At 64.2% G+C, this 26,805-nt stretch carries 22 protein-coding genes; 11 read left to right on the top strand and 11 right to left on the bottom strand.

Features of this window, described 5'->3' with window-relative positions:
• Positions 1-7: 7 nt before the first annotated feature.
• The 3 genes from efeB to B0G75_RS25035 all read right to left on the bottom strand — a co-directional run bounded on the left by efeB (position 8) and on the right by B0G75_RS25035 (position 4,141).
• Positions 8-1,315: an iron uptake transporter deferrochelatase/peroxidase subunit gene (efeB, locus tag B0G75_RS25045; protein ID WP_106311844.1), complete on the bottom strand. Its 1,308-nt coding sequence runs from the start codon at positions 1,313-1,315 to the stop codon at positions 8-10.
• A 37-nt stretch (positions 1,316-1,352) separates the two neighbouring features.
• Positions 1,353-2,516 (bottom strand): hypothetical protein, encoded by a 1,164-nt coding sequence (locus B0G75_RS25040; RefSeq protein ID WP_106311944.1) that lies wholly within the window; start codon positions 2,514-2,516, stop codon positions 1,353-1,355.
• 101 nt (positions 2,517-2,617) lie between these two features.
• Positions 2,618-4,141 (bottom strand): carbohydrate porin, encoded by a 1,524-nt coding sequence (locus tag B0G75_RS25035; RefSeq protein WP_106311841.1) that lies wholly within the window; start codon positions 4,139-4,141, stop codon positions 2,618-2,620.
• A 406-nt stretch (positions 4,142-4,547) separates the two neighbouring features.
• Here B0G75_RS25035 and B0G75_RS25030 point away from each other — a divergent pair, with 406 nt between their 5' ends.
• The 8 genes from B0G75_RS25030 (at position 4,548) to hutC (B0G75_RS24995) (ending at position 12,183) form a co-directional block, all read left to right on the top strand.
• Positions 4,548-5,387: an arylamine N-acetyltransferase gene (locus B0G75_RS25030; RefSeq protein ID WP_106311941.1), complete on the top strand. Its 840-nt coding sequence runs from the start codon at positions 4,548-4,550 to the stop codon at positions 5,385-5,387.
• 12 nt (positions 5,388-5,399) lie between these two features.
• Positions 5,400-6,080, top strand: coding sequence for an isoprenylcysteine carboxylmethyltransferase family protein (locus tag B0G75_RS25025; protein ID WP_106311838.1), 681 nt, complete (start codon positions 5,400-5,402; stop codon positions 6,078-6,080).
• A gap of 282 nt (positions 6,081-6,362) precedes the next feature.
• A complete protein-coding gene (locus B0G75_RS25020; RefSeq protein ID WP_106311835.1) occupies positions 6,363-7,223 on the top strand; it encodes a transporter substrate-binding domain-containing protein in 861 nt (286 codons plus the stop codon).
• 102 nt (positions 7,224-7,325) lie between these two features.
• Complete coding sequence (locus B0G75_RS25015; protein WP_106311831.1) at positions 7,326-8,048, top strand: ABC transporter permease; 723 nt, start codon at positions 7,326-7,328, stop codon at positions 8,046-8,048.
• A 14-nt stretch (positions 8,049-8,062) separates the two neighbouring features.
• Positions 8,063-8,815, top strand: coding sequence for an ABC transporter permease (locus tag B0G75_RS25010; protein WP_106311828.1), 753 nt, complete (start codon positions 8,063-8,065; stop codon positions 8,813-8,815).
• Between the two features lie 35 nt (positions 8,816-8,850).
• A complete protein-coding gene (locus B0G75_RS25005) occupies positions 8,851-9,642 on the top strand; it encodes an ABC transporter ATP-binding protein (protein ID WP_106311825.1) in 792 nt (263 codons plus the stop codon).
• 38 nt (positions 9,643-9,680) lie between these two features.
• Complete coding sequence (gene hutH, locus B0G75_RS25000; RefSeq protein ID WP_106311822.1) at positions 9,681-11,330, top strand: histidine ammonia-lyase; 1,650 nt, start codon at positions 9,681-9,683, stop codon at positions 11,328-11,330.
• A 91-nt stretch (positions 11,331-11,421) separates the two neighbouring features.
• Entirely contained in the window at positions 11,422-12,183 is a 762-nt protein-coding gene (gene hutC, locus B0G75_RS24995; RefSeq protein ID WP_374956915.1) for a histidine utilization repressor, read from the top strand.
• Positions 12,184-12,206: 23 nt separating this feature from the next.
• Here hutC (B0G75_RS24995) and hutC (B0G75_RS24990) read toward each other — a convergent pair whose 3' ends face one another.
• The 5 genes from hutC (B0G75_RS24990) to B0G75_RS24970 all read right to left on the bottom strand — a co-directional run bounded on the left by hutC (B0G75_RS24990) (position 12,207) and on the right by B0G75_RS24970 (position 16,205).
• Positions 12,207-13,010 carry a histidine utilization repressor gene (hutC, locus tag B0G75_RS24990; RefSeq protein ID WP_106311818.1) on the bottom strand — a complete coding sequence of 268 codons (804 nt, stop codon included), beginning with the start codon at positions 13,008-13,010 and terminating at the stop codon, positions 12,207-12,209.
• A 55-nt stretch (positions 13,011-13,065) separates the two neighbouring features.
• Positions 13,066-13,935, bottom strand: coding sequence for an amino acid ABC transporter ATP-binding protein (locus tag B0G75_RS24985; RefSeq protein WP_106311815.1), 870 nt, complete (start codon positions 13,933-13,935; stop codon positions 13,066-13,068).
• Between the two features lie 19 nt (positions 13,936-13,954).
• A complete protein-coding gene (locus B0G75_RS24980; RefSeq protein ID WP_106311812.1) occupies positions 13,955-14,617 on the bottom strand; it encodes an amino acid ABC transporter permease in 663 nt (220 codons plus the stop codon).
• A 21-nt stretch (positions 14,618-14,638) separates the two neighbouring features.
• Complete coding sequence (locus tag B0G75_RS24975) at positions 14,639-15,289, bottom strand: amino acid ABC transporter permease (protein ID WP_012426720.1); 651 nt, start codon at positions 15,287-15,289, stop codon at positions 14,639-14,641.
• An 88-nt stretch (positions 15,290-15,377) separates the two neighbouring features.
• Entirely contained in the window at positions 15,378-16,205 is an 828-nt protein-coding gene (locus B0G75_RS24970; RefSeq protein ID WP_106311809.1) for a transporter substrate-binding domain-containing protein, read from the bottom strand.
• A 296-nt stretch (positions 16,206-16,501) separates the two neighbouring features.
• On the opposite strand from B0G75_RS24970, the gene B0G75_RS24965 reads away from it, so the two are divergent.
• Positions 16,502-17,491, top strand: coding sequence for an isopenicillin N synthase family oxygenase (locus B0G75_RS24965; RefSeq protein WP_106311806.1), 990 nt, complete (start codon positions 16,502-16,504; stop codon positions 17,489-17,491).
• On the top strand, positions 17,488-18,900 hold the full coding sequence (locus tag B0G75_RS24960) for an FAD-binding oxidoreductase (protein WP_106311804.1): 1,413 nt from the start codon (positions 17,488-17,490) through the stop codon (positions 18,898-18,900). Before B0G75_RS24965 ends, B0G75_RS24960 begins: the two co-directional genes overlap by 4 nt.
• A gap of 26 nt (positions 18,901-18,926) precedes the next feature.
• Here B0G75_RS24960 and B0G75_RS24955 read toward each other — a convergent pair whose 3' ends face one another.
• Together B0G75_RS24955 and B0G75_RS24950 are read right to left on the bottom strand one after the other, a co-directional pair.
• Complete coding sequence (locus tag B0G75_RS24955; RefSeq protein WP_106311801.1) at positions 18,927-22,385, bottom strand: alpha/beta fold hydrolase; 3,459 nt, start codon at positions 22,383-22,385, stop codon at positions 18,927-18,929.
• A 204-nt stretch (positions 22,386-22,589) separates the two neighbouring features.
• On the bottom strand, positions 22,590-23,381 hold the full coding sequence (locus tag B0G75_RS24950; protein WP_106311798.1) for a hypothetical protein: 792 nt from the start codon (positions 23,379-23,381) through the stop codon (positions 22,590-22,592).
• A 368-nt stretch (positions 23,382-23,749) separates the two neighbouring features.
• Between B0G75_RS24950 and B0G75_RS24945 the strand changes: the two genes are divergently transcribed.
• A complete protein-coding gene (locus tag B0G75_RS24945) occupies positions 23,750-25,717 on the top strand; it encodes a hybrid sensor histidine kinase/response regulator (protein WP_106311795.1) in 1,968 nt (655 codons plus the stop codon).
• Positions 25,718-25,915: 198 nt separating this feature from the next.
• Here B0G75_RS24945 and B0G75_RS24940 read toward each other — a convergent pair whose 3' ends face one another.
• Positions 25,916-26,689 (bottom strand): response regulator transcription factor, encoded by a 774-nt coding sequence (locus tag B0G75_RS24940; protein WP_106311792.1) that lies wholly within the window; start codon positions 26,687-26,689, stop codon positions 25,916-25,918.
• Positions 26,690-26,805: the final 116 nt, after the last annotated feature.

The following is a 26,805-nucleotide window of genomic DNA, read 5'->3' as shown; positions in this document are numbered from 1 at the left end:
GTCTGCGTTACGTCTCGAACAATCCCGCGCCGATATACGAACCCGGCTTCGCGCCCGGCGGCACGGCGAAAATCGCGCTGCCGACGTGCGTCGTGAACTGGTTCATCATGTCGAACTTCGCGAGCCTGTCGTTGATCGGAATGAAGCCGGTACGCGGATCGCTCTGATGCGCGATGAAGATGAGGCCCGCGTCGTACTCCGTTTCCTGGCGCCATGGCGGCCAGCGCTCGATGTAGAAGTTCGTGCCGTCGTTGTACGAGTACGAACGCCGCAAAATCTGCGCGCCGTTATTGCTCGCCTGATTCGACAGACGCACGTGCGAGTTCTCCGGAATCACCGGATTGCCGTCCTTGTCCTCTTCCTTCAGGTCGACGGCGTCGAACTCGTTCTTCTTGCCGATCGGCGCGCCGCTGTATTTGTGGCGTCCGAACACCTGTTCCTGGAAGTCCAGTTCGGTGTTGTCCCAGTGCTCCAGCGTGATGCGGATGCGCCGCACGACGGTGTAGGTGCCGCCTTCCATCCACGGCGCGTCGGCGCTGGCGCCGGCCCACACGAACTGGTTCATCAACGGCGGCCTCGCAGTGGACGGATTGTTGGTGCCGTCCTTGAAGCCCATCAGATTGCGCGGCGTCTGACCGCGCGGACCCGACAGGAAACCGGCCTGGCCCCAGCGCATCGCCGCCGTCCCGTACGCCATGCGCGACAATTGGCGCACGGCGTGAAACGCCACTTGCGCGTCGTTCGCGCAGGCCTGGATGTACAGGTCGCCGCCGGTCTTTTCCTTGATCAACTGGTCGCCGTTAAAGCGCGGCAGATCGACGAGCGCGGCGGGGCGGCGCGCGGCGAGTCCGTAGCGATCCTTGCCTTCATGCGTGAAGAGACCGGGGCCGAAGCCGAACGTGATCGTCAGTCCGTTGGGGCCGAGACCGAGGACGTCGCCGGAATCGGGTGCGGCTTTATTCTGGTCCGCGTCGCCGGTGGGCAGCGGCGCCGCCGTGCCGCCTTGCGTGAGTCGCGCGGCCGCGTCGGTCCAGGCGCGCAGCAGGGCGATCACGTCCTCGCGCTTCTCGGTGGTGAGATCGAGCGCGGCGACGTAGGTGTGACTTTGCTGCGGCGTGACGATGCCGCTTTGATGCACGCCGTAGAACGGCTCGACGGCCAGTTGCGGATCGGCGGCGGCGTGCGGCTGCGTCTTGCCGAGCGCGTTCTGCGGCGTCGCCAGACCCGCGCCGAGGCTCGCGCCGGCGGCGACCGCGGCGCCGCCCGCCTTGAGAAACCCGCGCCGTGAAGGCCGCGGGGGGTGATCGTTTGCCATGGTTACTTCACCTTCATTCGGCTTGGAAACATTCAATTTATTTCGCGAGCACCAGCGTGTTCACGTCGTCCTGCACGTAGTAGAAACCGTCGCCTTCAGGTGTCATCGCGAGGCCGAACAGATCGCCGTTGCCCGGCGGCGATTGCGCCTTGTCGGTGTCGATCCAGCGCGCGTAAATCTGCTTGCCGCTGGCCGGATCGATTTCGACGATCTGGCCGTTCAGCGCGTTGGTGACGAGCAGGTGGCCGTTGGGCGCGGTCACCATCGCGAGCGGCCGGTGCAGCAGGCCGTCGGCGGTCAGTTGACGGCCGACGCCCGCGCTCGTGTCGCGCGTCATCGGTTCGTCGATTTCTGTGATGCGGTTGCCGATCGCGTCGGACACGTACAGCAGTTTCTGATCGGCCGAGAGCGCGAGGCCGGTCGGGCCGACGAGGAACACGCCCTTGTCGGCCTGTGCGCCGAAGCCGCTGCCCACCACCGTTTCCTTCTTCACGACCGGCGGCTTGCCGGCCGGCACGTCGAGGTCCAGACGCAGCACGGTGGCCTGCTTGAACACCGGCGGAGTGCCGTCCGCGCCGCCCACGCCGAAGCCGGCCATGCTGACGAACAGCGTCGCGCTGCTGCCGTTGTCGACGACCGCCATGTTGCCCCACGGATCGTTGATGTTCGGGCTGCTGATGGTCGAGGCAACCTTACCTTGCGGATCGATCACGATCAGGCAGCCGGCGCCCTTGGTGCCGGTGGTGCCGTCGTTGCTCGGCGTGCTGCCGACAATCACGTAGCCGGACTTGAGCATGGTCATCGCGGTCGACAGGCCGATGCCGCCCGGGCATTCCTTCAGATCGCGCGGCACCGTCGCGAACAGCGTCATCTCTTTGGTGTCCGGGTGATAGTTGATGATCGTGCTGCCGGTGCCCTGCAGATTGGTCGAGTTATTGAAGTTGCCGACCAGCACGTCGCCTTGCTTGACGATGCCCGCCGTGACCGGCGCGACCACCACCGCGTACGGATTCTGGTCGCCGTTGCCCGGCACGGTGTTGATCAGCGTGGTGTGGTGCTTGACGGTTTCGAGGAAACCTTGCGGCTCGGCGTGCGCGCTGCCGGCGCTCACCAATGCGGCCGCGCCGAGAGCGGCGGCAAACAGAGGCCATGCGAGGGCCCGCGCGGCGCGCGGCGAAAACTTGCGCGAGGGATTGTTCACGATTGGGCCTCCGTGCCTGCGCACAAAGCGGTGATTGCGGTCATGATCGAAAGCATGGGATTCGATTTGGTCGGTAGCGTGTGAATTGGGCGCGAACGGCATCAGAAGTTGATGTTGGTCCGCACGCCGATGACGAACGTGTTGCGCAGCGGCTGCGTCGGATCGTTCGGATTCTGGCCGGCGCCGGCGTTGAACGTGTATTGCGCGTCGGCTTGCACTTGCCACCACGGATTGACCTGGTACTGGTAGGTCGCTTCGAGCGCGGTTTCGCTGGTACGCACGCCGTACGGGCCGTTGGTGAATGCGCGGGTATCCGCATCGAGTCCGTTCACATGATTGCCGACCTTGATGTAGGTAAGCGCAAGGCCCACGCTGTCGTTGTCGCGGCCTTGGAACGGCGCTTTCATCACGACGCCGACGTTCGCCGCGAGGCTTACCAGGTTGCGGTCGCCCGGCGCGCCCATCACGCGCGCGAACACGCCGATGCTGCGCGGCTCGTCAGGATCGGGACGCCAGATCATCTGGTCGGCCACCGCGTAAATGCTGTAGTCGCCGCGATGATTCTGGGCGACGCCGCTCGTGGCCGGGTTCGCGAGCGACAAGCCGGTGTTGTCGTAGCGCTGATCCGCGAAGCTGCCGTTGTTGTACCAGACGCCGAGCTTGTAGGTGCCGGGCAAACCGCCGCCGCCCGCGCCGACCATCTCGCCGTCGGCCGGCTGGTTGATCGCGTACTGCAACTCGCCGATGAACAGCGTGCCGTTGTGCAGATTGAAGTTGGTGCCGCTCTTGTTGTTCGGGTTGTTGCCGAGCGGGTCGCCGTCGTACACGCCGGCGAGAGCCGTCAACGAAGGCGTGATCTGGCCGCGCACGCGCACGCCGAGGTCGGACAGCGGATACGCCGGACCGCCTGACGGCATGTCGTACGAGGGCAGCGCGGGCCAGCCGAACATCGTGTTGACGAACAGCGCCGAGTATTGGCTCGTGATGAATTCCTGGTCGATACTTTGCTGACCGATCTTCACGTCGATGCGTTTGTTCAGGAACGACTGCTGGTACCACAATTCCCACAGACGAGTCGTGTCGTCCGCTTCGATGCCGCTCGCCGTATTCAGCGTGCCGAGCTTGTTGGCGCTGAGATTCGCGCCATGGATCTGCAACGCGCTGACGTTGAACAGGCCGCCCGGCAGGCCAAACGCTTTTTGCGTATCCAATTGCACGGTGGCGGTCGTCAGGCCGTCGTAGTCGGCGCCTTTCGCGAGACCGCCGCGCAGGTTGGCAAGCACTTCGCTGGTCTCGGTGAGCGTGAAGGTCACGCCGTATTTGCCCAGCCAGGGGCGCAGGCCGCCGATGTCGCCCAGCATCTGCTGGCGATTCCAGAAACCGGTCCACTGGTTCGTCTGGGTGGCCTGAATCTTCAGGTCGGCCTCGGGCGCTTCCGGCGCCGCGTCGGGATTGGCTTCGGCCATGGCGACGCCGGCTGTCAGCGACGCCCAGGCGAACGCCGTGCAGAGCGCGGCACGCCGTACCGAGGGCAAACACGAACGGGGCGTGAGAGCGGCGCGCGGCGCGGCATCGCGAAACGGACGCGCTTGTGCGCCAGGTCCGTTGAAATGGGCGAACTTCATCGAAATCCTTATTGGTGTTGTATCGACTGATTGAAACCATCGCGGCGCGTCGCCGCCTGCCCGCGATTTGCCATACCGGTTCGCGACGCCGACACGGCAGATGGCGAGATCGTACGCATGCGAATTTGGTGAGTCAACACAAATGAGAACGATTCGCATCAATATTACTGGCGTATAACTTTGCGCTTCACGGACTGCTACTGAACTGCATTTGTGCGTAATTTGCAGCGAATGTAAATGTAATGAAAATGAATGCTGGTGGTCATATCGACGCACTACGGACTCCGGCCAAGGCCGCCGCCGTGAGTTGACCGCAAAAGCGGCTATGATCGATTTCGAAAACCGCACGGTCGCACGCATCCGGCCCGCGACAAGCGCCCAAACCCATACTGGATGGAACCTGCCGATGTCTCACACAGTGAATCTGGATAACTACTTCGCCCGCATTGGCTACCAAGGGCCGCGCGTGGCGACGCTGGAAGTGCTTCAGGCGCTTCATCGGTTGCACCCGCGCGCGATTCCGTTCGAGAACCTGAACCCGCTTACGCGGCGTCCGGTGAAGCTGGACCTCGAATCGGTCGAACGCAAACTCGTCACCGAACACCGCGGCGGCTACTGTTTCGAACAGAACGCGCTGTTCGCCGACGTGCTGATGCAGTTGGGCTTCACGGTCACGCCGTTGCTCGGGCGCGTGCTGTGGGGCCGGGAATCGGACGCGCCACCGCCGCCGCGCACGCACATGGTGTTGCGCCTCGACATCGACAACGAAGCCTGGATCGCGGACGTCGGTTTCGGCAGCGTGACGCTGACCGCGCCGCTGCGCCTGACCGCGGGCCTCGCGCAACCCACGGAACTCGGCACGTTCCGTCTCGCCGACGCATCGCGCGAGGCGTTCAATCTGGAAGTGCAGGCTCGCGACGAAAGCTGGGCGCGAGTCTATCGCTTCGATCTGCAGCCGGTCGAGTGGATCGATTACGAAACCTCGAACTGGTACACGTCGACCTCGCCGGAAGCGATTTTTGCGAGCACGCTGATCGTGTGCCGCGTGCTGCCCGAGGCGCGGCTGGCGCTGTTCAACGATCGACTGAGCGAGCGCGCGGCCGACGGCGGGCTCATCAGCGAGCGGCAACTCAAAAGCGCCGGCGAACTCGCAGCGTGTCTGCGCGATCAGTTCGGCATCGACACCGGCGACCTCGACATCGCCGGGATATTCGACCGCGTGCGCACGCCGGCTCAAACCGCGTAGCAAGCAACGGCCATGGTCGCGCGCCTCATCTTCCAAACGGTGGTCTGGCTGGCGGGGATGGGCGCGCTGCTGTTCGGCGCGGCGGGCACCTTCGCATGGCCGGCCGCGTGGTGGTATTTGATCGAGCTGGGCGTGCTGAGCCTGTGGATCGGTCTGTGGCTGGCGCGTCACGATCCCGGCCTGCTCGCCGAGCGGCTGTCGCCGTTGTTGCAGGCGCAGCAAAACCGCTGGGACCGCATTTTCATGGTGAGCGTGTCAGTCGCGTGGTGCGGCTGGCTGGTCCTGATGGCGTTCGACGCGATGCGCTTTCACTGGAGCGCGCCATTGCCGGTTGCACTGGTCAGCCTCGGCTCGCTCTGCGTGTTCCTCTGCCTCTTCATGTGCCGCTTCGTGTTCCAGGCCAATAGCTATGCCGCCCCAGTCGTGAAGATCCAGGCTAGCCGCGGGCATAAGGTGATCGATACCGGCCTTTACACGCATGTCCGTCATCCCATGTATTGCGCGGCGCTGCTGCTGTTGGTCGGCACGCCCTTGCTGCTCGGTTCGTGGTGGGGGCTCGCGTTCGTGCCGGTCATGGTGATCGGTATCGGTTGGCGCGCGGTGCGCGAAGAACGTGTATTGGCCGCGCAACTCGACGGCTACGCGGACTACATGGCGCGCGTACGGTATCGCTTCGTGCCGTTCATCTGGTAGGCGTCGCGCCCCGGCGTCTGTTTGCTCAGCTTGCATCAACCTGTCTAGACAAAACAGATTGTGCTCGCCCGAGCTGCGAGGCGCTCCATGCATCTTTCACACATTAAGAACTCCCCGCAAAGCCCCGCTGCGCTGAATCGCGTAGGGGCTTACCCGATGATCCCGCCAATTTCTCACAAATTCTCTTGCGACGGCTTTTTGACTCATGCAGACTTGTCTATACAAATTAAGCAGCGATTAAACATTCGGTTCGATGGTGTCCTCAATCAAAGGAGTTTCGACGTGAAAGTGAAGCGCACGACGGCAGCAAAAACATTGATCGGCGCCGTTCTCGGCGCTGCGGCGATTTTCGCGGCACCGGTGCAGGCCAAAGACTGGAAGACGGTGACGATCGCGCTCGAAGGCGGCTACGCGCCGTGGAATCTGACCTTGCCGGGCGGCAAGCTGGGCGGCTTCGAACCCGAACTGGTCGCCAACCTGTGCGAGCGCATCAAGCTGCAATGCAATCTCGTGGCGCAAGACTGGGACGGCATGATCCCCGGTTTGCAAGCGGGCAAGTTCGACGTCCTGATGGACGCGATCTCGATCACGCCGGAGCGTGAAAAGATCATCGCCTTCTCGAAGCCGTACGCCGCCACACCCGCCACGTTCGCCGTGACCGACGCCAAAGTGCTGCCCAAGGCCGCGCCGGGCGCCGGTGTCGTCAAGCTGTCCGGCGATCCGAAGGCCGACCAGCCGACCGTCGACGCGTTGCGCAAGCAACTGAAGGGCAAGACCATCGGCATCCAGTCGGGCACGGTCTACACCAAGTTCATCAACGACGGCTTCAAGGACATTGCCACGATCCGCGTCTACAAGACCTCGCCCGAGCGCGATCTCGATCTGGCCAACGGCCGCATCGACGCTTCGTTCGACGACGTGACGTACTACGCCGCCAACATCGACAAGAAAGAAACCGCGTCGATCGTGATGGCCGGTCCGAAGATCGGCGGCCCGATCTGGGGTCCGGGCGAGGGCCTCGCGTTCCGCAAGCAGGACGCCGACCTGAAAGCGAAGTTCGACACCGCGATCAGCGCCGCGCTCGCCGACGGCACCGTCAAGAAGCTCTCCGACAAGTGGTTCAAGACCGACGTCACGCCTTGATTCGCCAGGACGTCGAGAGGCAACGGCAGGCGCGCGTGGCGAAACAACCGCGCGTGCCGGCTGGTTCGATCCGCCGCAATGGATGAAGATGAGAGGTAGGGAATGGCTCTGATACAGATGCTCGGCTTCGGGCCGGAAGGCTGGGGCGGCGTATTGCTGCTCGCGGCGTTGATGACGGTGGCGCTCACGCTCGCGGCGCTCGCGGTCGGCGCCGTGTTCGGCGCGCTGGTGGCGGCCGCCAAGCTGTCGCGTTTTCGTACGCTGCGCGTGATCGGCGATATCTACACCACCGTGTTTCGCGGCGTGCCTGAACTGCTCGTCATCTATCTGTTCTATTTCGGCGGCTCGACGCTCGTTACGACCGTCGGCCAGTTGTTTGGCGCGGAAGGCTTCGTCGGCGTGCCGCCGTTCGTGGTCGGCGCGCTGGCCGTGGGCATGATTTCAGGTGCCTACCAGGCCGAGGTGTACCGCTCGGCGGTGCTGGCGGTGTCGCGCGGCGAACTCGAAGCCGCGCGCTCGATCGGCATGCCGACGTTGACCATGGCGCGCCGCATCCTGATTCCCCAAGTGCTGCGTTTCGCGTTGCCCGGCATCGGCAACGTCTGGCAATTGAGCCTGAAGGACTCGGCGCTGATCTCCGTGACGGGGCTCGCCGAATTGCTGCGCACGAGCCAGGTGGCGGCAGGTTCCACGCATCAATACTTCACGTTTTTCGTCGTGGGCGGCGCGCTCTATCTGCTTATGACCAGCATCTCGAACCGCGTCTTCAACCGTGCCGAAGCGCACGTGGGCCGGTCCTTCAAGCGCAACTTCGCGCGTAACTGACGAGGGCGGCCATCATGCATTTCGACTTCGACTTTCTGTTCGACACGATCAAGCAACTGCTCGCGGCCGTGCCGACCACGCTCGGTCTGTTCTTCTGCTCGCTGATTCTCGGCGGCCTGCTTTCGCTCGTGATCGTCACGATGCGCGTGTCGCCGCACTGGCTGCCGAATCGCTTCGCGCGCGCTTATATCCTCGTGTTCCGCGGCTCGCCGCTGCTGATCCAGATGTTCCTCGTGTACTACGGCATGGGCCAGTTCGGCGTGATCCGCGAGAGCTTCCTGTGGCCGGTACTGCGCGAGCCCTACATGTGCGCGGTGTTGTCGCTCGCGCTCTGCACGGCCGGCTATACCGCCGAGATCATTCGCGGCGGTTTGATGGCCGTGCCGGTCGGTCAGATCGAGGCCGGTTATTCGATCGGCCTGTCGGGTTTCGCGCTGCTGCGCCGCGTGATCGGCCCGATCGCCTTGCGTCAGTGTTTGCCGGCGTATTCGACTGAAGCGGTGCTGCTCGTCAAATCGACGGCGCTCGCGAGCCTCGTCACCGTGTGGGAACTCACCGGCGTCGCGCAGCAGATCATTCAGCAAACCTATCGCACGACGGAAGTCTTCATCTGCGCCGCGCTGATCTATCTGTTCCTGAATTTCGTCATCGTGCGCTTGCTCGGCATGCTCGAAACGCGTCTGTCGCGCCATCTGCGCGCGGCGCGCCCGGCCGCGGTGAGCCGCCCGGTTTCCGCCACCACCGAAGCACGCCGCGCCGCGCCTTGAACGGCCGCCCATCCTGGATGAATCTGGAGAATCCCATGAACGCTACGGCACCCGTTGCACTGTCGGTCAAGAACATTCACAAATCGTTCGGCGATCACCACGTGCTCAAAGGCATTTCGCTCGACGCCCATCAAGGCGACGTGATCTCGATTCTCGGCGCGAGCGGTTCGGGCAAGAGCACGTTCCTGCGCTGCCTGAATCTGCTCGAAACGCCCGACGACGGCTCGGTCTCGCTCGCCGGCGAAGAGTTGAAAATGAAGCGCCGCGGCGACGGCAAACTGCAACCGAGCGACCGCCGCCAGGTGGACCGGGTGCGCTCGCAACTCGGCATGGTGTTCCAGAACTTCAACCTCTGGTCGCACATGACCGTGCTGGAAAATCTGATCGAAGGGCCGATACGCGTGCAAAAGCGCAGCCGTGCCGAATCGGTGGAAGAGGCGGAAGCGCTGCTGGCGAAAGTCGGTCTGGCGGAAAAGCGCGGCCATTATCCGGCGCATCTTTCAGGCGGTCAGCAGCAACGCGTGGCGATTGCGCGCGCATTGGCGATGCATCCCAAAGTCATGCTGTTCGACGAGCCGACCTCGGCGCTCGACCCCGAACTGGTGGGCGAAGTGCTGCGCGTGATGCGCTCGCTGGCCGAAGAGGGCCGCACCATGCTGGTCGTCACACACGAAATGGGTTTCGCGCGCCATGTATCGAATCGCGTGATGTTCCTGCATCAGGGCCAAGTGGAAGCCGACGGCACGCCCGACGAAGTGTTCGTCGAATGCAAGTCGGACCGTTTCCGGCAATTCGTTTCGAGCCATCAGGACCGCACCACCAACTAATCAGCATCACCAGGTAATCCACCAGGCAGAGCGTTCATATGGCCGTGATCCGTTCCAATCGTCCTCTCGACTGGGCTCAGGTGGCAGCGGTTGCCGCCGGTGAGCCGCTCGAGCTTTCCGCCGACGCCCGTGCGCGCATCGCCGCGGCGCGCGTGCTGGTCGAACAGATCGTCGAGCGCGGGATTCGCGCGTATGGCGTGAATACCGGCGTCGGCGCGTTGTGCGACGTCGTCGTTTCGCCGGGCGAGCAGCGCACGTTGTCGCGCAACATTCTGATGAGCCACGCGGTCGGCGTCGGCGCGCCGCTCGGCGCCGCCGAAACGCGCGCGGTCATGGCCGCGGCCGTCAACAACTTCGCGCACGGACATTCGGGGATTCGCCTCGAAGTCGCGGATCAACTGGTGGCGCTGCTCAACGCGGATTGCCTGCCGGAAGTGCCGGCGTTCGGCTCGGTCGGTTATCTGAGCCATATGGCGCATATCGCGCTCGTCTGCATCGGTGAAGGTTACGCGCGCTTGCGCGGCGAGCGGATCACAGGGCGCGACGCGCTGCAACGCCTCGGGCTCGAACCGCTCGTGCTCGAAGCCAAGGAAGGGCTGAGTCTCGTCAACGGCACGCCGTGCGTCACCGGCCTCGCTGCGTTGGCTCTCGCGCGTGCCGAACGCCTGCTCGACTGGACCGACATGGTCGCCTCGATGAGCTTCGAGAATCTGCGCGGCCAGCTTGCGGCTTTCGACGAAGAATCGCTGGCCTTGCGTATTTCGCCGGGCCTGAACCTGGTCGGCGGGCGCATGCGCGCTGCGCTGGCCGACAGCGGCATTCTCGCGGCGGTGGTCGGTCAACGCACGCAAGACCCGCTGAGCATGCGGACCATTCCGCACGTGCACGGCGCCGCGCGCGACGTGCTCACCGCGACCGCCGACGTGGTCAATCGCGAACTCGCGTCGATTACCGACAACCCGATCGTCGCCGGCACGCCGCAAGAGCCGCGCGTGTATTCGCAGGCGCACGCGGTGGGCGCCTCGATCGCGCTGGCAATGGACAGCCTCGCTACCGCGATCGCACAAGTCGCCGCAATGGCCGAGCGGCGCCTCGACCGTCTCGTCAATCCGCTGGTGAGCGGCCTGCCGGCGTTTCTCGCCGAGCCTGGCGGCACCTGTTCCGGCTTCATGATCGCGCAGTACACGGCGGCCTCGCTGGTCGCGCAGAACCGGCGGCTCGCGCTGCCCGCGAGTCTCGATGGCGGCATCACCTCGGCCTTGCAGGAAGATCACCTGTGCCACGCCACGCCCGCCGCGCTGAAGGCGCTGGAAATCATCGACAACGCCGGACGCATCGTCGCCATCGAATTGCTGGCGGCGGCGCAAGCCTACGACCTGCAAAGTATCGACGCGCCACGCGCACCGCACACCGGAGCGCTCTGGCAGCGTGTGCGGCGCGTCGTGCCGACCTACCGCGACGACCGTCCGCTTGCGGACGACATGAGCGCCGCCTTTCGCATGATCGCCGACGAGGCGCCGCCGCCGTTGCCGAACCCTGGTAAGATTGGCCCTCGGCCGCTCACGTCCGCCGACGCCGCGGCCCCGGTGGCACCTGCCACGCTCGCGAGTCTGGCGGCCACGGGCCACGTGCGCGCAGCCGCAAGCATCGCTGTCAACGACGGGCAGGCTGCCGCGCACATGGCATGACGCAGACGCCGCCGGTGAGCGGGCTATCCGCCGGCAAGCCGGTCAAGGTGTACCAACCAGGTATAACCGGCGTATCACCCACGAGGTCGGAGTGAACACAACTACAAGCACGCGCACCGCGGAGACGCAGGACCGCCCTGATCGCAGCCATGAGACACCGGCGAAAGCCATGCCTGCCTATGAGCAGATCAAACGCTACGTGATCAGGCGCATCAGCGAAGGCGACTGGAAGCCCGGCGGGCTGATCCCGTCCGAAACGGAACTGGTCAAGGAGTTCGGCGTCGCGCGCATGACCGTGTCGCGCGCGTTGCGCGAATTGACCACCGAGCGCGTGCTCACGCGCGTGCAAGGTTCCGGCACCTTCGTCGCGCCGCAGCGTTATGAATCGACGGTGCTGGAAATCCGCAACATCGCCGACGAAATCGCCGCGCGCGGCCATCGCCATTCGGCACGCGTGCTGACGCTCGAACCGAGCGACGACCCGCAGGCGCTAGAAGCGCTCGGTCTCGCCAGTGGGCCGGCCTTTCATTCGTGCATCGTGCACAGCGAGGAGGGCGAGCCGATCCAGTACGAGGACCGCTACGTCAACCCGAAGGTGTTCCCTGATTATCTGAACCAGGATTTCACGATCGAAACGCCGAATCACTACATGGTGCGGCTCGCGCCGATCCAGCGCGCCGAGTTTCGCATCTATGCGCAGAAGCCCGACGCCTATGTGCGCCGGCATCTGCTGATGGATATCGGCGAGCCGTGTCTGCAACTCTGGCGCCGCACGTGGGTGGGCGACGACGTGGCGACGTCGGTGCAGTTGTGGCATCCGGCCTCGCGTTTTCATTTGGCAGGGAACGTCTAACGCAGGTCAACACGCAAAGCGTTTTACCCCTGGCGTTGCGACAACTCCGGCGAGAAGCGGCAGCCGAGCCGATAACGCGACCCAGGGTGCACGAAACGCGCGAACGTGACTGCGACGCCGCTGGTCCACGTGCGGCGCATCAGCGTGAGGCACGGTTCCTCCGCGCGAATTTCAAGCAGTTCCGCTTCGGTGCGCGTAGGCAGACCGGCGTCGACCACGTGCTCGACGTCGTGTGCCGGTACGATCTCGAACAGATATTCCGACGGCCGCATCGCCGAAAAATCCTGCAGCAGAAAATCCGGCGCGATGGCCGGATTCACATAGCGATCCTCGAGCTGCACCGGCAAGCCGTTCTCGCGATGCACGCAAATCACATGAAATACCGAAGCGCCCGGCGCGAGCCCTAACGCGTTCGACACCATCACGGACGCCGTTTCGCGTTGCGACAGGACCGTATCGCAGCGGTATTCATGGCCCCGCGAGCGGATCTCGTCGCCGATATGGGCGATCATCAGCAGCGTGGATTGCGGCTTGCTTTGCGCGACGAAAGTGCCGACGCCGGAGACGCGCGTCACGAGTCCTTCTTCGGCCAGTTCACGCAGCGCGCGATTGACCGTCATGCGCGATACGCCCAGTGTCGCGACCAGATCGAGTTCCGACGGCAGACGGTCGCCCGCGCGGCGTTCGCCCGACTCGATGATTTGCCGGATATGGCTCTTGACCTGTTCGTAGCGCGCGGCCGGCGCGTCGGCCGCGGCGCGCGCGGCTTTCAGCGCCGATGCGGAAAGCGGCTTGTCGTGAGCGCGGCTGCGAACGGTGGAGGACATCGGCGGCCCGTGCGTCAGTGTTCGCGTGAGGCAGGAAGAAGCCGGCGGCGCGTGCTCATAGCGGCTGTGCGTCGTCGGGACCGCGTGTCCAGAACGCGTTGCGATCGAAGTAGTTTTGCAGGAACTGCCGCAAGCGCGGTTGTCCTGCATCGTGAAAGACATCGCGCGGTTTGCCTTGCACGGCGATCCGGCCTTGATCGATGAACATGACTTTGTCCGCGACCTGCGCGGCGAAGCCCATTTCGTGTGTGACGACCGCCATCGTCATGCCGTCGCGCGCGAGCTGCTTCATCACTTGCAGCACTTCGCCGACCAGTTCCGGATCGAGCGCCGAGGTCGGCTCGTCGAACAGCATGATGTGCGGTTCCATGGCGAGCGCTCGCGCAATCGCCACGCGCTGCTGCTGGCCGCCCGAGAGCTTGGCCGGATACGCGTCGCCCTTGTGCGCGAGGCCGACCGTTTCGAGCATCGCGTTGGCGCGGCGGCGCGCTTCGTCGCGTGACAGATGCCGCACGCGCAGCAGCGATTCCATCACGTTGCCGAGCGCCGTCATATGCGGCCATAGATTGAACTGTTGAAACACCATGCCGACGTTGCGCCGCACGCGGTTGATTTCGCTTTGCGACGCGCGCACGCGTTTGCCGTTGCGCTCGCTGTAGCCGAGCAGTTCGCCTTCGATTCGCACGTCGCCCTGATCGTAGGTTTCGAGCGCGGCGAGGCAGCGCAGCAGCGTGCTCTTGCCCGAGCCCGACGGCCCGATGATGCACACCACTTCCGAGCGTGCGATCTCCAGATCGACACCGCGCAGCACCTCGACTTCGCCGAAGCGTTTGCGCAGATCGCGCACTTCGATCAGCGGCGCGCCGGACGATGATCCGAGCGTAGCGGAGGACGCGGAGGAGGGCATGTCGGCGATAGCGTTCATAAGAGAGTCCTCGTTCCGTTCATGCCATGAAGCGCGCGATGCGGGTTTCGGCCCACACGCCCGCGCGTGAAGTCAGTTCGACCAGCGCGAGATAGCACACGCACAGCACCAGCAGCGTTTCGACGAAAGCAAAAGTAGCCGAGCCGATGCCGGTCAGCACGAACGTGAGTTCGGGCACGGTGACAATGGACAACACGGCTGTTTCCTTGCTCAACACGATGATCAGATTGGTCAGCGCGGGCACGATCAGGACGAGCATTTGCGGCACCTGAATGCGCAACACCGCCTGCCAGCGCGTGAGGCCGAGACACGACGCCGCTTCGAGATGACCCGGCGGCACGGATTGAAAGCCGGAGCGGAAGGCTTCGGCGAAATATGCGCTGCCATAAAGGCCCAGGCCGAGCACGCCGGCGGTCATCGGTTCGAGCGTGAGGCCGAAAGACGGGCCGCCGTAGTACAGCAAAAAGAGTTGCACGAGAAACGGCGTGCCGCGAAACAGTTCGATATAGAGGCGCAACACGCCGCGCACCCAGCGTCCGCAAAAGAGTTGCAGCACCGCAATCAGAAAGCCGATCAGGATGCCGATCGCCACGCCCGCGGCCCACGTGCCGAGCGTCGTGGCGAGCCCCGCGGCGATCGGCTGCAGGTTGTGGGTGATGACGGCGGGATCGAGCTGTTGCATGGCGTGGTGTCGATGTCGAACTCAGGCGTGCTGCAAGCGGTATTCGGCGGCGTGCGCGACGAGCGCGAGCGCGCCGCAGATCACGAAGTAGATCAGCCCGGCCGCAACGTACGCTTCGAGCGGCCGATAGGTGCTGGCCGCGATGTTCTGCGCGGTGCGCGTCAACTCGGCCACGCCCACCACCGAGATCAGCGACGAAGCCTTGATGAGCAGCACCATTTCATTGACGAGCGAGGGCAGCGTCAAACGGAACGCTTGCGGCACGAGAATACGGCGCAGCATGTCGAACGGCGAGAGCCCGAGCATGCGCGCGGCTTCGAGATGGCCTGGCGGAACGCTGAGAAAACCGCCGCGCAGTATTTCGGCTATATACGAGGCTGAACACAGCGACACGGCGCTGAGCGCCGCCACGATCGGCGACACGTTAATGCCCGCGAACGGCAAGAGGTAGTACACGAGCAGCAACTGCACCAGCATCGGCACGCCGCGAAAGAAGAACACATAGGCGCCGCCGAACATGCGCGCGGCGCGGTTCGGCGAGAGCCGCGCGGCACACACGCCGATCGCGACGAAGAAGCCGATCAGGAGACCCGCCAGCGAAATGCCGATGGTGGCGAGCGCCGCGTGCAGCAGCAGCGGCAAGCCCTGGAGGAAGACGGTCGTGCTGAACATAAGCGTCGCACTCGCTGGAACGGGTAGGGCGATGCGGTTCTTGCAAAGGCCGCATCGCGTGCATCAGGACATGTGCAACATCAGCCGGTCAATAGTTCGGCGTGGGCATGGTGGTCGGCGCATCCATCGCGACGCCGAACCATTTCTTCTGCAAGGTCGCGAGACGTCCGTCGTTATGCATTTTCACGAGCGCGGCGTTGAAGGCATCGGCGAGCGGTTTGCTGTCCGCGTCTTTACGCAGGCAGTAGGCGAAGTACACTTTCGCGCCGAACGGCGGCTGCACCACGGCAAAGGTTTCCGGGCGCTGCTTGGCCACGTACGCGATGTTGGTCATGGAGTTCGCGACCGCCGCAATGCGGCCCGCAGCGAGGTCGGCGTAGGCCTGATTGTTGTCGACGTATTCGCGGATTTCAGGCGGCTTCGGCAGTGTGGCGACATAGGCCTTCAACTGGTCGAGTTGCGCCGAGCCCTTGCCCGCGCCGACCGTCTTGCCCGCGATATCCGACGATTGCTTGACGGACGAATCGTTCGCGCGTTTGAGCAGCGCGTCGGTGGCGTCCGCGACGGGCAGCGTGTATGTGTAGCGCTCCATGCGCGCCTTGGTGACGGTCAGCGGGCCGCCCACCATGTCGAACTTGCCGGCTTCGAGACCCGGCAGCACGCTCGGCCAGGGCAAGTCGATAAAGCGCACCTTCACGCCCATCTCCTTGCCGACTTCGGCGAACAGGTCCTTGTTGAAGCCGGCCTGTTGACCGTTTTCGAGGAAGTCGAAGGGCGCGAACTGCATCTCGGTGCCGACCACCAGTTCGCCGGCTTTCTTCACTTTGGCGAGCTGGTCTTCCGCGTGGGCGGCGACGCTTGCAGCGCACAACGCCAGCATGACCAAACGACACTTCCAGCCTGCAAGGATGCTCATGAGATTCTCCGGTTGGCAAAGCGGTGTCGCGCGAAAGTGGTGCATGAAACGAGTCCGGTGCGAACTCGGCGCGAGTCATGCGAGGCAGTATATACCGCAGTTTTCGCGCGAAATAAATAAACACGCGAGTAGAGAAAAGCCCTTATGCGAAGCGTTGCGAAGCAACTTGCGAGTGTGCTTTTGGCGGTATATACAACTGCAATGCACGAGGCGGGAATGCATCTTCCGCCGACGATTGAACCGCCCCTTTCATCAGCCGATTCGGCCGATCAAGCCGCATCTTCAGGAGCAGCGCGATGCCCGTGACCCGCATTCCGATCATCGATCTCGCCGGCGTTCGCGCGGGCGACCCGCAGGCGTTGCAGCGCGTGGCGCAGAAAATCCGCGAAGCGTGCACGACGATCGGCTTCTTCTACATCGTCAATCACGGCGTGCCGCAAGCTTCGATCGATGCCGCCGCGCAAGCCGCGCGACGCTTCTTCGCGTTTCCGGTGGAGACCAAGCGGCGCGCGGCGGTCAATCAGCGGCATCGCGGTTTCAACGCGCTCGGCGACGCGACCATGTATCAGGCCAAGCGTCCCGACTATAAGGAGTTCTTCAGCATCGGCCTCGAATTGCCGGAGGACGACCCCGACGTGCTGGCCGGCCAGGCGTTGCGCGGGCCGAACAATTGGCCGGACTTCATGCCGGAATTGCGTCCCGCGCTGTACGGCTACTACGAGGCGGTCGCTGAATGCGGCGCTGATCTGCTGCGCGCGGTGGCGGTGAGCCTCGGCGTCGACGAACACTTCTTTGCGCCGCGCTACACGAAGCGGATGCAGCGCACGCAGATGGTCTACTATCCGCCGCAGCCGCCTCAATCGGACGACGATCAGTTCGGCGTCGCGCCGCATACCGATTACGGATGCATCACGCTGTTGTGGCAGGATCAGGTGGGCGGCCTGCAGGTGCGCGAAATCGCCAACGATACGTGGGTGGAGGCGCCGCCGGTCGAGGGCAGCTTCGTGGTCAACGTCGGCGATCTGCTCGCGCGCTGGACCAACGACCGCTTCCGCTCCACCTTGCATCGCGTGATCAATGCGTCGGGTCGCGAGCGCTATTCGATCGCGACGTTTTATGATCCGACTTACGGCGCTTTGGTCGATCCGCGCGATCTTGGTACGAGTGACGCCGATCTCAAGTATCAGCCTGTCGCTGCGGGCGACTATATCCTCGGGCGTATCAACGACTCGATGGGCTATCGGAAGAAACGCGCCGCTGAAGGCGCGCAAGGAACCACTGCATGACAGACAACAGCACGGCGAATCAAGCCGCGCCGCTTTCGGCGACACTCGGCGCATTGCGCGCCGCGCTCGGTGAAGACAGCGTACGCGTGGGCGAGCAGATCGGCGAACGTGCGATGACCGACTGGACGCGTCACGAACCGACGCGACCCGCCGCCTTGCTGCTACCGCGCACCACGGAAGAAGTCTCGCGCGCGCTCGCTATTTGCCACGCGGCGTATCAGCCCGTGGTGCCGCAAGGCGGCATGACCGGTCTCGCGGGCGGCGCAATTGCGCGCGCCACGGATATTGCGTTGTCGCTCGAACGGCTGGCCGGTGTCGAGGAAGTCGATAGTGCGTCGGCCACGCTGACCGTGCGGGCGGGCACCACGTTGCAAGCCGCGCAGGAAGCCGCCGCTGAAGCCGGCTTTGAACTCGCGCTCGATCTCGGCGCGCGCGGTTCCTGCCAGATCGGCGGCAATCTCGCGACCAATGCAGGCGGCAACCGGGTGATCCAGTCGGGCACCGCGCGCGATCAGGTGCTCGGTCTCGAAGCCGTCCTCGCCAATGGCGATGTGTTGACGTCGCTCGGCAAGATGGTCAAGAACAATACCGGCTATGACCTGAAGCACTGGTTCATCGGCTCCGAGGGCACGCTCGGCGTGATCACGCGCGCGGTGCTGCGACTGCATCCGCAGCGCGCCGCACGCCATACGGCGCTGGTCGCGCTCGAAGGCTACGAAGCCGCCGTAAGCCTGCTGCGCCGTTTGACGACGCGCTTCGGCAACGATATCGGTGCGTTCGAAATCATGTGGCCGGACTTCTACGACTTCGGCGTGAAGCTGACCGGCACGCGTTCGCCGTTCGCCGACGCGCATCCGCTCTATGCGCTGATCGAACACGCCAGCTTCGACGCAGCCGACGACGGCGAGCGTTTCTCCGCCGCGCTGACCGAAGCGCTCGACGCGGGCGCGATCCGCGACGCCGTGATCGCGCAGTCGGTGGCCGACGTTCGCGCGCTATGGGCAATTCGCGAATGCACCGCAGAGTTTCCGGTGCGGCTCGACGCGATCAACTTCGACGTGAGCCTGCCGATCGGCGAGATCGGCGTCTTCGTGGACAATTGCCGTGCAGCGCTCGATCAGCGCTGGCCGGGCAACGCGTCGTATTTCTTCGGGCATATCGGCGATTCGAACCTGCATGTCACCGTGGACGGCCATTCGATTCCCGGCGTGGATCATCACGCGGTGTACGCGTTCGTCTATGACATGCTCGGACCGCTGCACGGTTCGGTGTCGGCGGAACACGGCATTGGTTTGCTCAAGCGCGAGTTCCTGCCTATCTCGCGCTCACCGGCGGAGTTGGCGGCGATGGCCGCGATCAAACATGCGCTGGACCCGCACGGCATTCTGAATCCGGGCAAGCTGTTCTGAGCGCGCTACGCCCCCAACGCGCTACGTCAATGCGCGTCCAGATACTTCACGATCACCGGATAGACATCCACCGCTGCGTTCTTCCCGAAGATGCAGTCGATGTGTCCATAGCCGGGAATGATGGTCCGCTCGTAGGGCTGCTCCGGGAAATGCTTGACCAGCATTTCGTAGGTGAGTTGCGTGCTGATCGGCAGATAGGTTTCGTTTTTATCGCCGTGGATGAACCCGATCGGCCGGCGCATACCCTCCAGTCCTTTCATGCCGTCGGTGCCGGTGAGATAGACATCCTTGCCTTCGGCATCGACCACCTTGTGTGCTCTCACCATCGCGGCCAGATGCTTGAATACGCCGACGTCGTGCACACCGAGAATTTCCTGCAGGTTCGAGTGGAGCGTCTGGTTCAACTGCTCATGCTCGTAGAGCAGGCCATACAGGAAGGTCGCGCGATGGCAGATCGGATTGCCGCAACCTTCCTTGTGATTGAGCGGGTAGAACTTGAGCGCTTCGTCGAGCAGGTTCTGCGGCCACGACTTGTGTTCCGTATAGGCGGTCACGTCGAGCAGGCCGAGATGTTCCATGAAGTCGGGAATATGCAGGCCGGCCTTGATCTTCTCCAGCGTGCCCGGCACCGGATGCGCCGACACTTGCGAAATGAGCACCGAGCGCACGCCCTCGAGTCCGGACAGCAGCGACATGGTCAGCGCCACGCCGCCCATGCAGTGCCCAAGCGCCTGAATTTCCGGCACGCCGGTCAATTCGCGGATCTTGGCGACCGCCGACGGAATGTCCTCGCGCGCCACCTTGTCGACATTGGTCGGCACGAACACGCTCGGCATTTCGATGCTGACGCGTAGATCCACGAGCCACACGTCGTAGCCGGCGGCGAACAGATACTCGACCATATTGGTCGCGATCAGGTCGGTGGAGTAGATGCGGCTCGATACGCCGGAGCCGTGAATCAGCAGCACCGGAGGCGCCGCTTTGCGCGCGGGGTCGTGATAGCGCGTGAGCCTGAGCTTGGTGCCGTCGGGCGTATCGAAGAAGACGATTTGCGGTGCCGGGGCTCGCAACGCGCGCTTCAGACGCGGCTCCGCTTTCGGGTCGAAATACTGCAAGGGTGCGGCCACGCCGCCGTATTCGGTGAACAGCACGCCCGCGAAAAACTTGCCGAACTTCAGGGTCCATTCGAGACGCGTCTTCAGATCGGGCGCGTGGGTGACTTCGAGCGTGCGCTGCTGCTTGAGGAAATTTTCCGGCGTGATGATCAGTGTCGCCTTGCCGAGCAGTGGCGCATCGGCTTGCGCCGACTCGCGGACCTCCGCATAGAGCGTGTTGGTCTGCTCCCATAGATTGATCGGCGAAGTGCGCGTGATGATCTTCTTGCCGCTCAGAAAGTACGTCTTGCCTTCGGTGGCGTTGAGCGTCATGCGGTAATTCATGTTGCGCTCGTCCACGTCCGACTCGTTGACCACGAACAGATTAAAGGTGCCGTTGGAGATCGTCATCGGCTGCGCGGAGAGCGCGGGGCACGTCAGCGTGCCGGCCGTTTGCGCCAGATGCTGCGGATTGCTGAGCATGTCGGCGAGATCTTCCGATTCGACGGTCAGCGTAAACTCCATCGGGCTCGCGGCCGCTTCGCCTGCAACGTTTGGCGTGTAGGTGCCGACCATCGTTTCGGTGAAGTGCAGGCCGATCTTCTGCGGCGAGGAGGGCGTCAATGACGAGGACGCGGCCTGCGGCGTCGGCGGAGGCGGCAAGGTCGGCGTAACGGCCGCGCCTTCCGCCGGCGCGGCGTTCAGTGGATGGGTGGCCAGCAGCAGCTCGCAATTGCGTTCGGCCAGCGCGGAAATTGTCAGCAGCGGATTGACGCCGAGCGACATCGGCATAACCGCGCCGTCCATCACATACAGGCCGTCGTGCACCGCGTTGCCCGTGGCGCCGCTGAACACGCGGCCCATATGATCGACCACGCCGTGTTCCGCATCTTCGCCCATGCCGCAGCCGCCGAGCGGATGCACGGTGACGGTGCGGTTGCCGAGAATATCGGTGGAAATCGGATTGCGCATGTATTTGCCGCCAAGCGGCACGGTCGCCCGCTTGAGCACCTCTTCGACCGCCTGGAAGATCGGCTGCTTGCCGGCGTTCTCCCACACGATGCGCGGCTGGCCTTTGTCGTCCACGTCGATCTCGCCGTTCTCGTCGTCATGCGCCATGACGAGGTAGCTTTGCGTGTGATGGAGCGCGCCGTGATAAGGGCCGCGTAGAAAGCTGGTCGCCACGCGGGCGTCATAGGCGAGCTGTTCCGCGACGGAGCGCGGCGCGACGTCCACCCCTACGAGCGGCGCGGCGGCGCCGAGCAGGCCGACCAGCGCCGCGCCCACCGGACCGGCGAGCGAGCCTTCTTCGATCACGTAGCCGTCTCTGACGTTCGGAGTCTTGCGATGATCGATGAGGCCGGTGATAGTCGGCCCGACCGGCGGAATCTCGCCTTTTTCATGCGCGCCCCAGCCGACGCCGTTGATCACCGGCTCGGTGTTGTAGGCGAAGGCGAGCACGTCGCCATTGCCGGTGAAGTGTTTGCCGAGCATGTTGGAGACGCTCAAGCCCTGCTTGCGTGAGCGCAGCAGCAACGCGGTCGAGCCGATCGTGCCGGCCGATACGATAACGATATCGGCGCTCACGAACAGATCCGGCGCGCCGAAGCTTTCGCGGCCGAGGCTCACCAGCTGGTAACCCACGACCCATTTCCCGGTGGCCGCGTCGCGCAGCACCGAATGGACGGCGGTCCCCGTGAAAATTTGCGCGCCGTGCGCGACGGCGTCGGGCAGATAGTTCATGTGCGTCGAATTCTTGGCGTCGTAATTGCAGCCGGAATTGCAGTCGCCGCAGCCGACGCAAGCCTTCTGCTCGACGCCCGCGGCATTCGTGCGGTCATCGAAGGTGACGGTGATCTCCGGACGCGAGAACTGGTCTTCCATGCCGAGCGCCTGCGCCGACCTTTCAAGTGCCTCCAATTTCGGCAAGGCCGGATAGCTCTGCGGCACCCGCGACGGTTCCAGCATCGCTCGCGCGGACGCGTACCCTTTGTCGCGTCCAGCCTTGTCGGCGCGCAAGGCGGCCGGCCAGCGCGGGTCGTCCCATAGGCGCGGGTCGGCTTCGAGCGCGACGTTCGCGTTGATCAGCGAGGTGCCGCCGAGACCGCAGCCGACTACCGCGTTCACATCGTCGTTCACATGCACTTCGAGCAACGCCAGCGGTGAGCCGATATGCGCCAGCGCCGTGTTGTACTGCACTTCTTCGGCGCCCTGAAACGGCGCGCGGGGAAATTCACCGGCCATGAACTCGCGCCCGCGTTCGAGCACGCACACGCGGCGCCCGGCGCGCGCCATCCGGCTTGCGGCGATCCCGCCGCCATAACCGGAACCCACCACAACCACGTCGTAATGCGCTTGGATTGCAGTCACGACGCTCGATAAGCGGTTCATCACGACCACCTCGTCTGGAATGGAATGCGGGGAAAGACAACCAGGACTTCGGAAGCAAGACGGCGTGCGGCGACAGCTTTTTTATCCTAGGCGGTGCGCGCTCACAAAAAAAGGCGCATCGTATGTGGCGCGCGGGCCGGCTGTGCCGCGTACGGGACGTCGTGAGAGGGTGCCGGGGCGCCGCGGGCGCACGGCCGCGTGCTATTACGCGGCCGCTTCATTCAATTCGCTGTCGCTCGATTCGGCGGCGAGCAGGTTCAGCGCGAGCAGAATCGCCGGGCGATTGTCGACCTCGATCTCGATGCCGAGTATGTCCGTGAGCCAGCGGCCAATCTTGGTATTCGAAAAATCCTCGGCGCCAGCCGTCTTCTTCATGGTGACGCCGAGCTTGACGGCGCGATAGTGATACGAGGGCACACGATGCTGCGCTGCGACCGCCGACAAACCGCCTTTGCCTTCCGAGCACCAGCCGAGGCTGCCGGCCAGCACGATCCGCTCCGGTTCGTCGAGACTTTCGATAAAGGCGCGCGCCGAGACCCGCACCCGCTGTTCGTCGAGGCCGTATTGCAGCAGCACGCTTTCCACCGGGTCTTCCAGCGCCTGCGCGTGCAGATCGATTTCCTGCGCCATGCCGTCGTTTTCCATCGATACGTTGCGTTGATGGCCGGCGCTGCGCAGGCAGTCGATCAGGTAGCGGCGGAAATACGCGCACAATGCGTAGCCATTGGACGGCGCGCTGTCGGCGCAGGCGTGGGTTTCGGTGTGGCCCGGCGCGAGACGCAGCACCTTGGCGTAAATGAACTGGGCGACCAGTTCTTCCTTATCCTCGCCGAGCGCCTGCAGTTCGAGCGGGTGATAGGTCCGCAAAGCCCGCTTGACCAGTTCGACCATCGACACCATTTCGTCGCCGGACAACCGGGTACGCCGGCGCCACAAATCCGGCAGGATTGCATCGTCGAGATTACGGACGAATGCGTGGCTCGGAACTGCGCCCATGAAAACCTCCATAAGGGGAAAGGCAAGGAGCGCGGTGAGCCTGAACTGCAGGCGGGGTGTGAATGTTGAAGCTTTGAGGCCGCGCTGGAATGTGAAGCCAGTATGGTTTCCAGCGGCGGCTTCGCCTATATGGATTAAGTGGTAGCTGATGGGTAAACTGCCGGGTAAACCATCCGGCAAAGTGCATCTTATTCGTCTGAAGTAAGACGGGCTGGCACCGGAAAAATTGCATCGCACTGCGCCTGCGCAGTTGCATCGCAGACGCAGAGCCGCGCCGTATCCGAAGTGTCCGATGCGGTTCGCGCCGCTTGCGTCGCCGCGCTTCCGATCCACATAACCGAATTTGCCGAGTCCGAGGAGACCGCGTGATGCGGGCCGACCCGATCCAGCGTGCCATCGACGAAGACCTGGTGCGCGTGCTGTACGCGCAAGATCCGATCGCTTTCTTTTCGCACTGGTTTTCGATCGCGGTGCTGGTGTCGATTTACTGGCCGAACATACCGTCGCCGCCGCTCTTTATCGCGTGCTTCGGTTTCTATGCCGCGGCCAATTGCGCCAGTCTCGCGCTGTGGCTCGTCAACCGCCGTTATCCGCAACTCGTCTCGCCGCGCGGCTGGATCATTCTTCACGCGGTGCGCGGCATGCTGCTCTACAGCGGGCCGGGCTTCGCCGTGTGGTTCGCGTTCCAGAGCCCGCAGTCGGACCTGCCGCTGCTGCACACAGTCATGCTCGTCACGCTGGCCGCCGGTGTGTTCATGTCGAATGGCTTCGACCTGCTGAATTTCTCGACCTCGATCCCGTTTCTGCTGTTTCCTTCGATCGTCATGCATTTCGGCACGCATACGTTCGACCGCACGCTGCTGGCCATCGTCCTCGCGTTTTTCTTTTGCGCGATCAACGTCTATGCGCTGAGTTACCGCAAGCTGTTCCAGCAGGTCGTACAGGCGCGCGTCGATCAGCAATATCTGGCGGAGTCGCTGGCCGCGCAAAAACGGGTGGCTGAAGAGGCGAGTCTCGCCAAGACGCGCTTTTTCGCGGCTGCCAGCCACGACTTGCGCCAACCGCTGCATGCGATCGGCCTGCTCGCCGCCTCGCTGAACGACACGGCGGCGACACCCGTGCAGCACGCGAAAACCGCCGAGCACATCGTCTACAACGTCGAGGCGCTGAACCAGTTGTTCAACCAGGTGCTCGATCTGGCGAGACTCGAAAGCGGCGTGACCCAGGTGATCCGGCTGCATTTCCGGTTGTCCGAACTGTTCGAGCGGGTCGGCAGCCAGTACCGTCCGCAGGCGGCCGCCAAAGGGCTCGCGCTGCGCATCGCGCCGACCGCGATGGTGGTGCACGACGACCCTGTGCTGCTCGAACGTGTGCTGAGCAATCTGCTGTCGAACGCCGTGCGTTATACCGAGGACGGGGCGATCTGGTTGGGCTTGCGCCGCGCCGGGCGGCAGACGGGCGGCTTTATCGAAGTGCGCGACTCGGGCATCGGGATTCCCGCGGAGGAGCACGCGCGCATCTTCGAGGAGTTCTATCAGGTCGCCAATCCGCAACGCGACGCGCGCCAGGGGCACGGCCTCGGCTTGCCGACGGTCAAGCGGCTGGTCGAGATGCTCGGCGGCGAGTTGCAACTGCGTTCGGCGCCGGGTCGCGGTTCGGTGTTCCGTTTTCCGGTGCAGGCGGGCGACCCCGGCGGCGTCGTGGCGAGCCTGAACGAAGCGGTGGCCGGCGGTCCGTCGGCGCAAGGGCGGCACGTGCTGTGTATCGACGACGATCCGTCGATTCTCGAAGGCCTGGTGAGTCTGCTGGGCCGTTGGGGTTGCAGCGTGCTCGGCGCGCGCGACGAGGCCAATGCGCTGGCGGCGCTCGAAGGCGGCTTCGTGCCGGATGCCGTGCTGTGCGACTACCAGTTGGCGAATCACCGAACCGGCGCGCAGGCGCTTACGGCCGTGCGCAACGTGCTCGCGCGCGCGGGGCACGACAACGTGGTGACGCTGCTGATCACGGGCGACATGGCGTCGGCCGAACTGGCGGCGCTCGCCTTGCAGGGGATTCCAGTGCTTCACAAACCGGTCACGCCGGCGCGCTTGCGGCGCACGCTGGAGATGCTGTGGCAGCAGGCCGAACTGGACAAAGGGCGGGCGGCCGCGGCGCTGGCATTACGCGTGGGTCAAACGGGAAACGTAGTGGGAAATGAAGCGGGCGGCCGGGTGGTGAGTGGTGCGATGGCCGCTCCTGGGAGCGCGGCGCAAGGGGACGCGAGAATGGGATCGAAGAGCGAGCCGCAAAGCACGCTGACCCAAAGCACCCAGTCGCAAAGCGAAGCGCAGAAGTAGAGGCGCTTCGGGAAGGGAGAGGCGAACGGGAGAAGGAGGGGCGCACAGCAGCAGGCGCACAGCAGAAGGAGAGGCGCATAGCAGAAGGACAGGCGCACAGCAGAAGGACAGGCGCACAGCACAACGACAGGCGAACCGCAAAGTGATGGCGCGCCTGGTCGACATAGCGGCGCGGACGCCGCCGTCGCCGATCTTGCGCTACAAGGTTTTCCCGGCTTCCAGCCAGCCGTTGATCACGGCGATCGCAGTCGACCGGTTATGCACACCGAGCGCCCGGAAGATCACCGACAAATGCACCTTCACCGTACCTTCCGCGACGCCCAGATCGCGCGCGATCATCTTGTTGGTCCAGCCGCGATGCACGAGCCGCATGATGTCTTGCTGACGCGGCGACAAATTCTCCAGCAGATGCTGCTGGTGCGGCTGAAGTGCCTGGATCTGCGTGAGGGGTTCGGTGAGCGTGGCGCCGCCGCCCTGGCTGGGCGCGTGCGCACCGGCCGGAGACGCATGCTGCGACGCCGGTTCGGCGAGCGCTTCGGCACGCGCGGGCGCGGCTTGCGCGTCGCGCGAGCCCAGCAGGCTGAGCGCTTCCATCGGCACATAGGCGCCGCCTGAGAGCACCAGTTCGATAGCCTTGAGCATGACGCTGGCGGGCTGGCGCTTCGGCACGAAACCGAGCGCACCGGCGGCCAGCACCGCGCGCATTTCGTCGGGCGATTCTTCGGCGGAGAGAACGACGAGCGGCAGCGCGGGATTCGCCTTCAACAGCACTTCGAGCGATGAAGCGCCGCTCATGCCGGGCATATGCAGATCGACAATGGCGAGATCGTGATCGGCGTCGGGACGCGCGAGCAGGGCAAGCGTCTCCCAGTTGTCGGCTTCGTCGAACTGGGCGTCGGGATCGAGGCCGCGCAGCATGCCTTTGACGCCTTGCCGGATCAGTTCATGGTCGTCGGCTACAAGAAACTTCATGATGTCTCCGCGAGTCGGGCCTGCCCGATGTGGGCTACCGCCGTTATAGGGTCTCGTTTTACTTCTAGCCTCGTGAATCGCATCATTGCCGCCCACCCCGCGATCATATGCCTGAT

Origin of the sequence: Paraburkholderia sp. BL18I3N2 (genome assembly GCF_003001875.1) — a bacterium.
Classification (GTDB): domain Bacteria; phylum Pseudomonadota; class Gammaproteobacteria; order Burkholderiales; family Burkholderiaceae; genus Paraburkholderia; species Paraburkholderia phytofirmans.
Note: the sequence above shows the minus strand (reverse complement) of the source record. Positions and strands in the feature narration are given on the sequence as shown.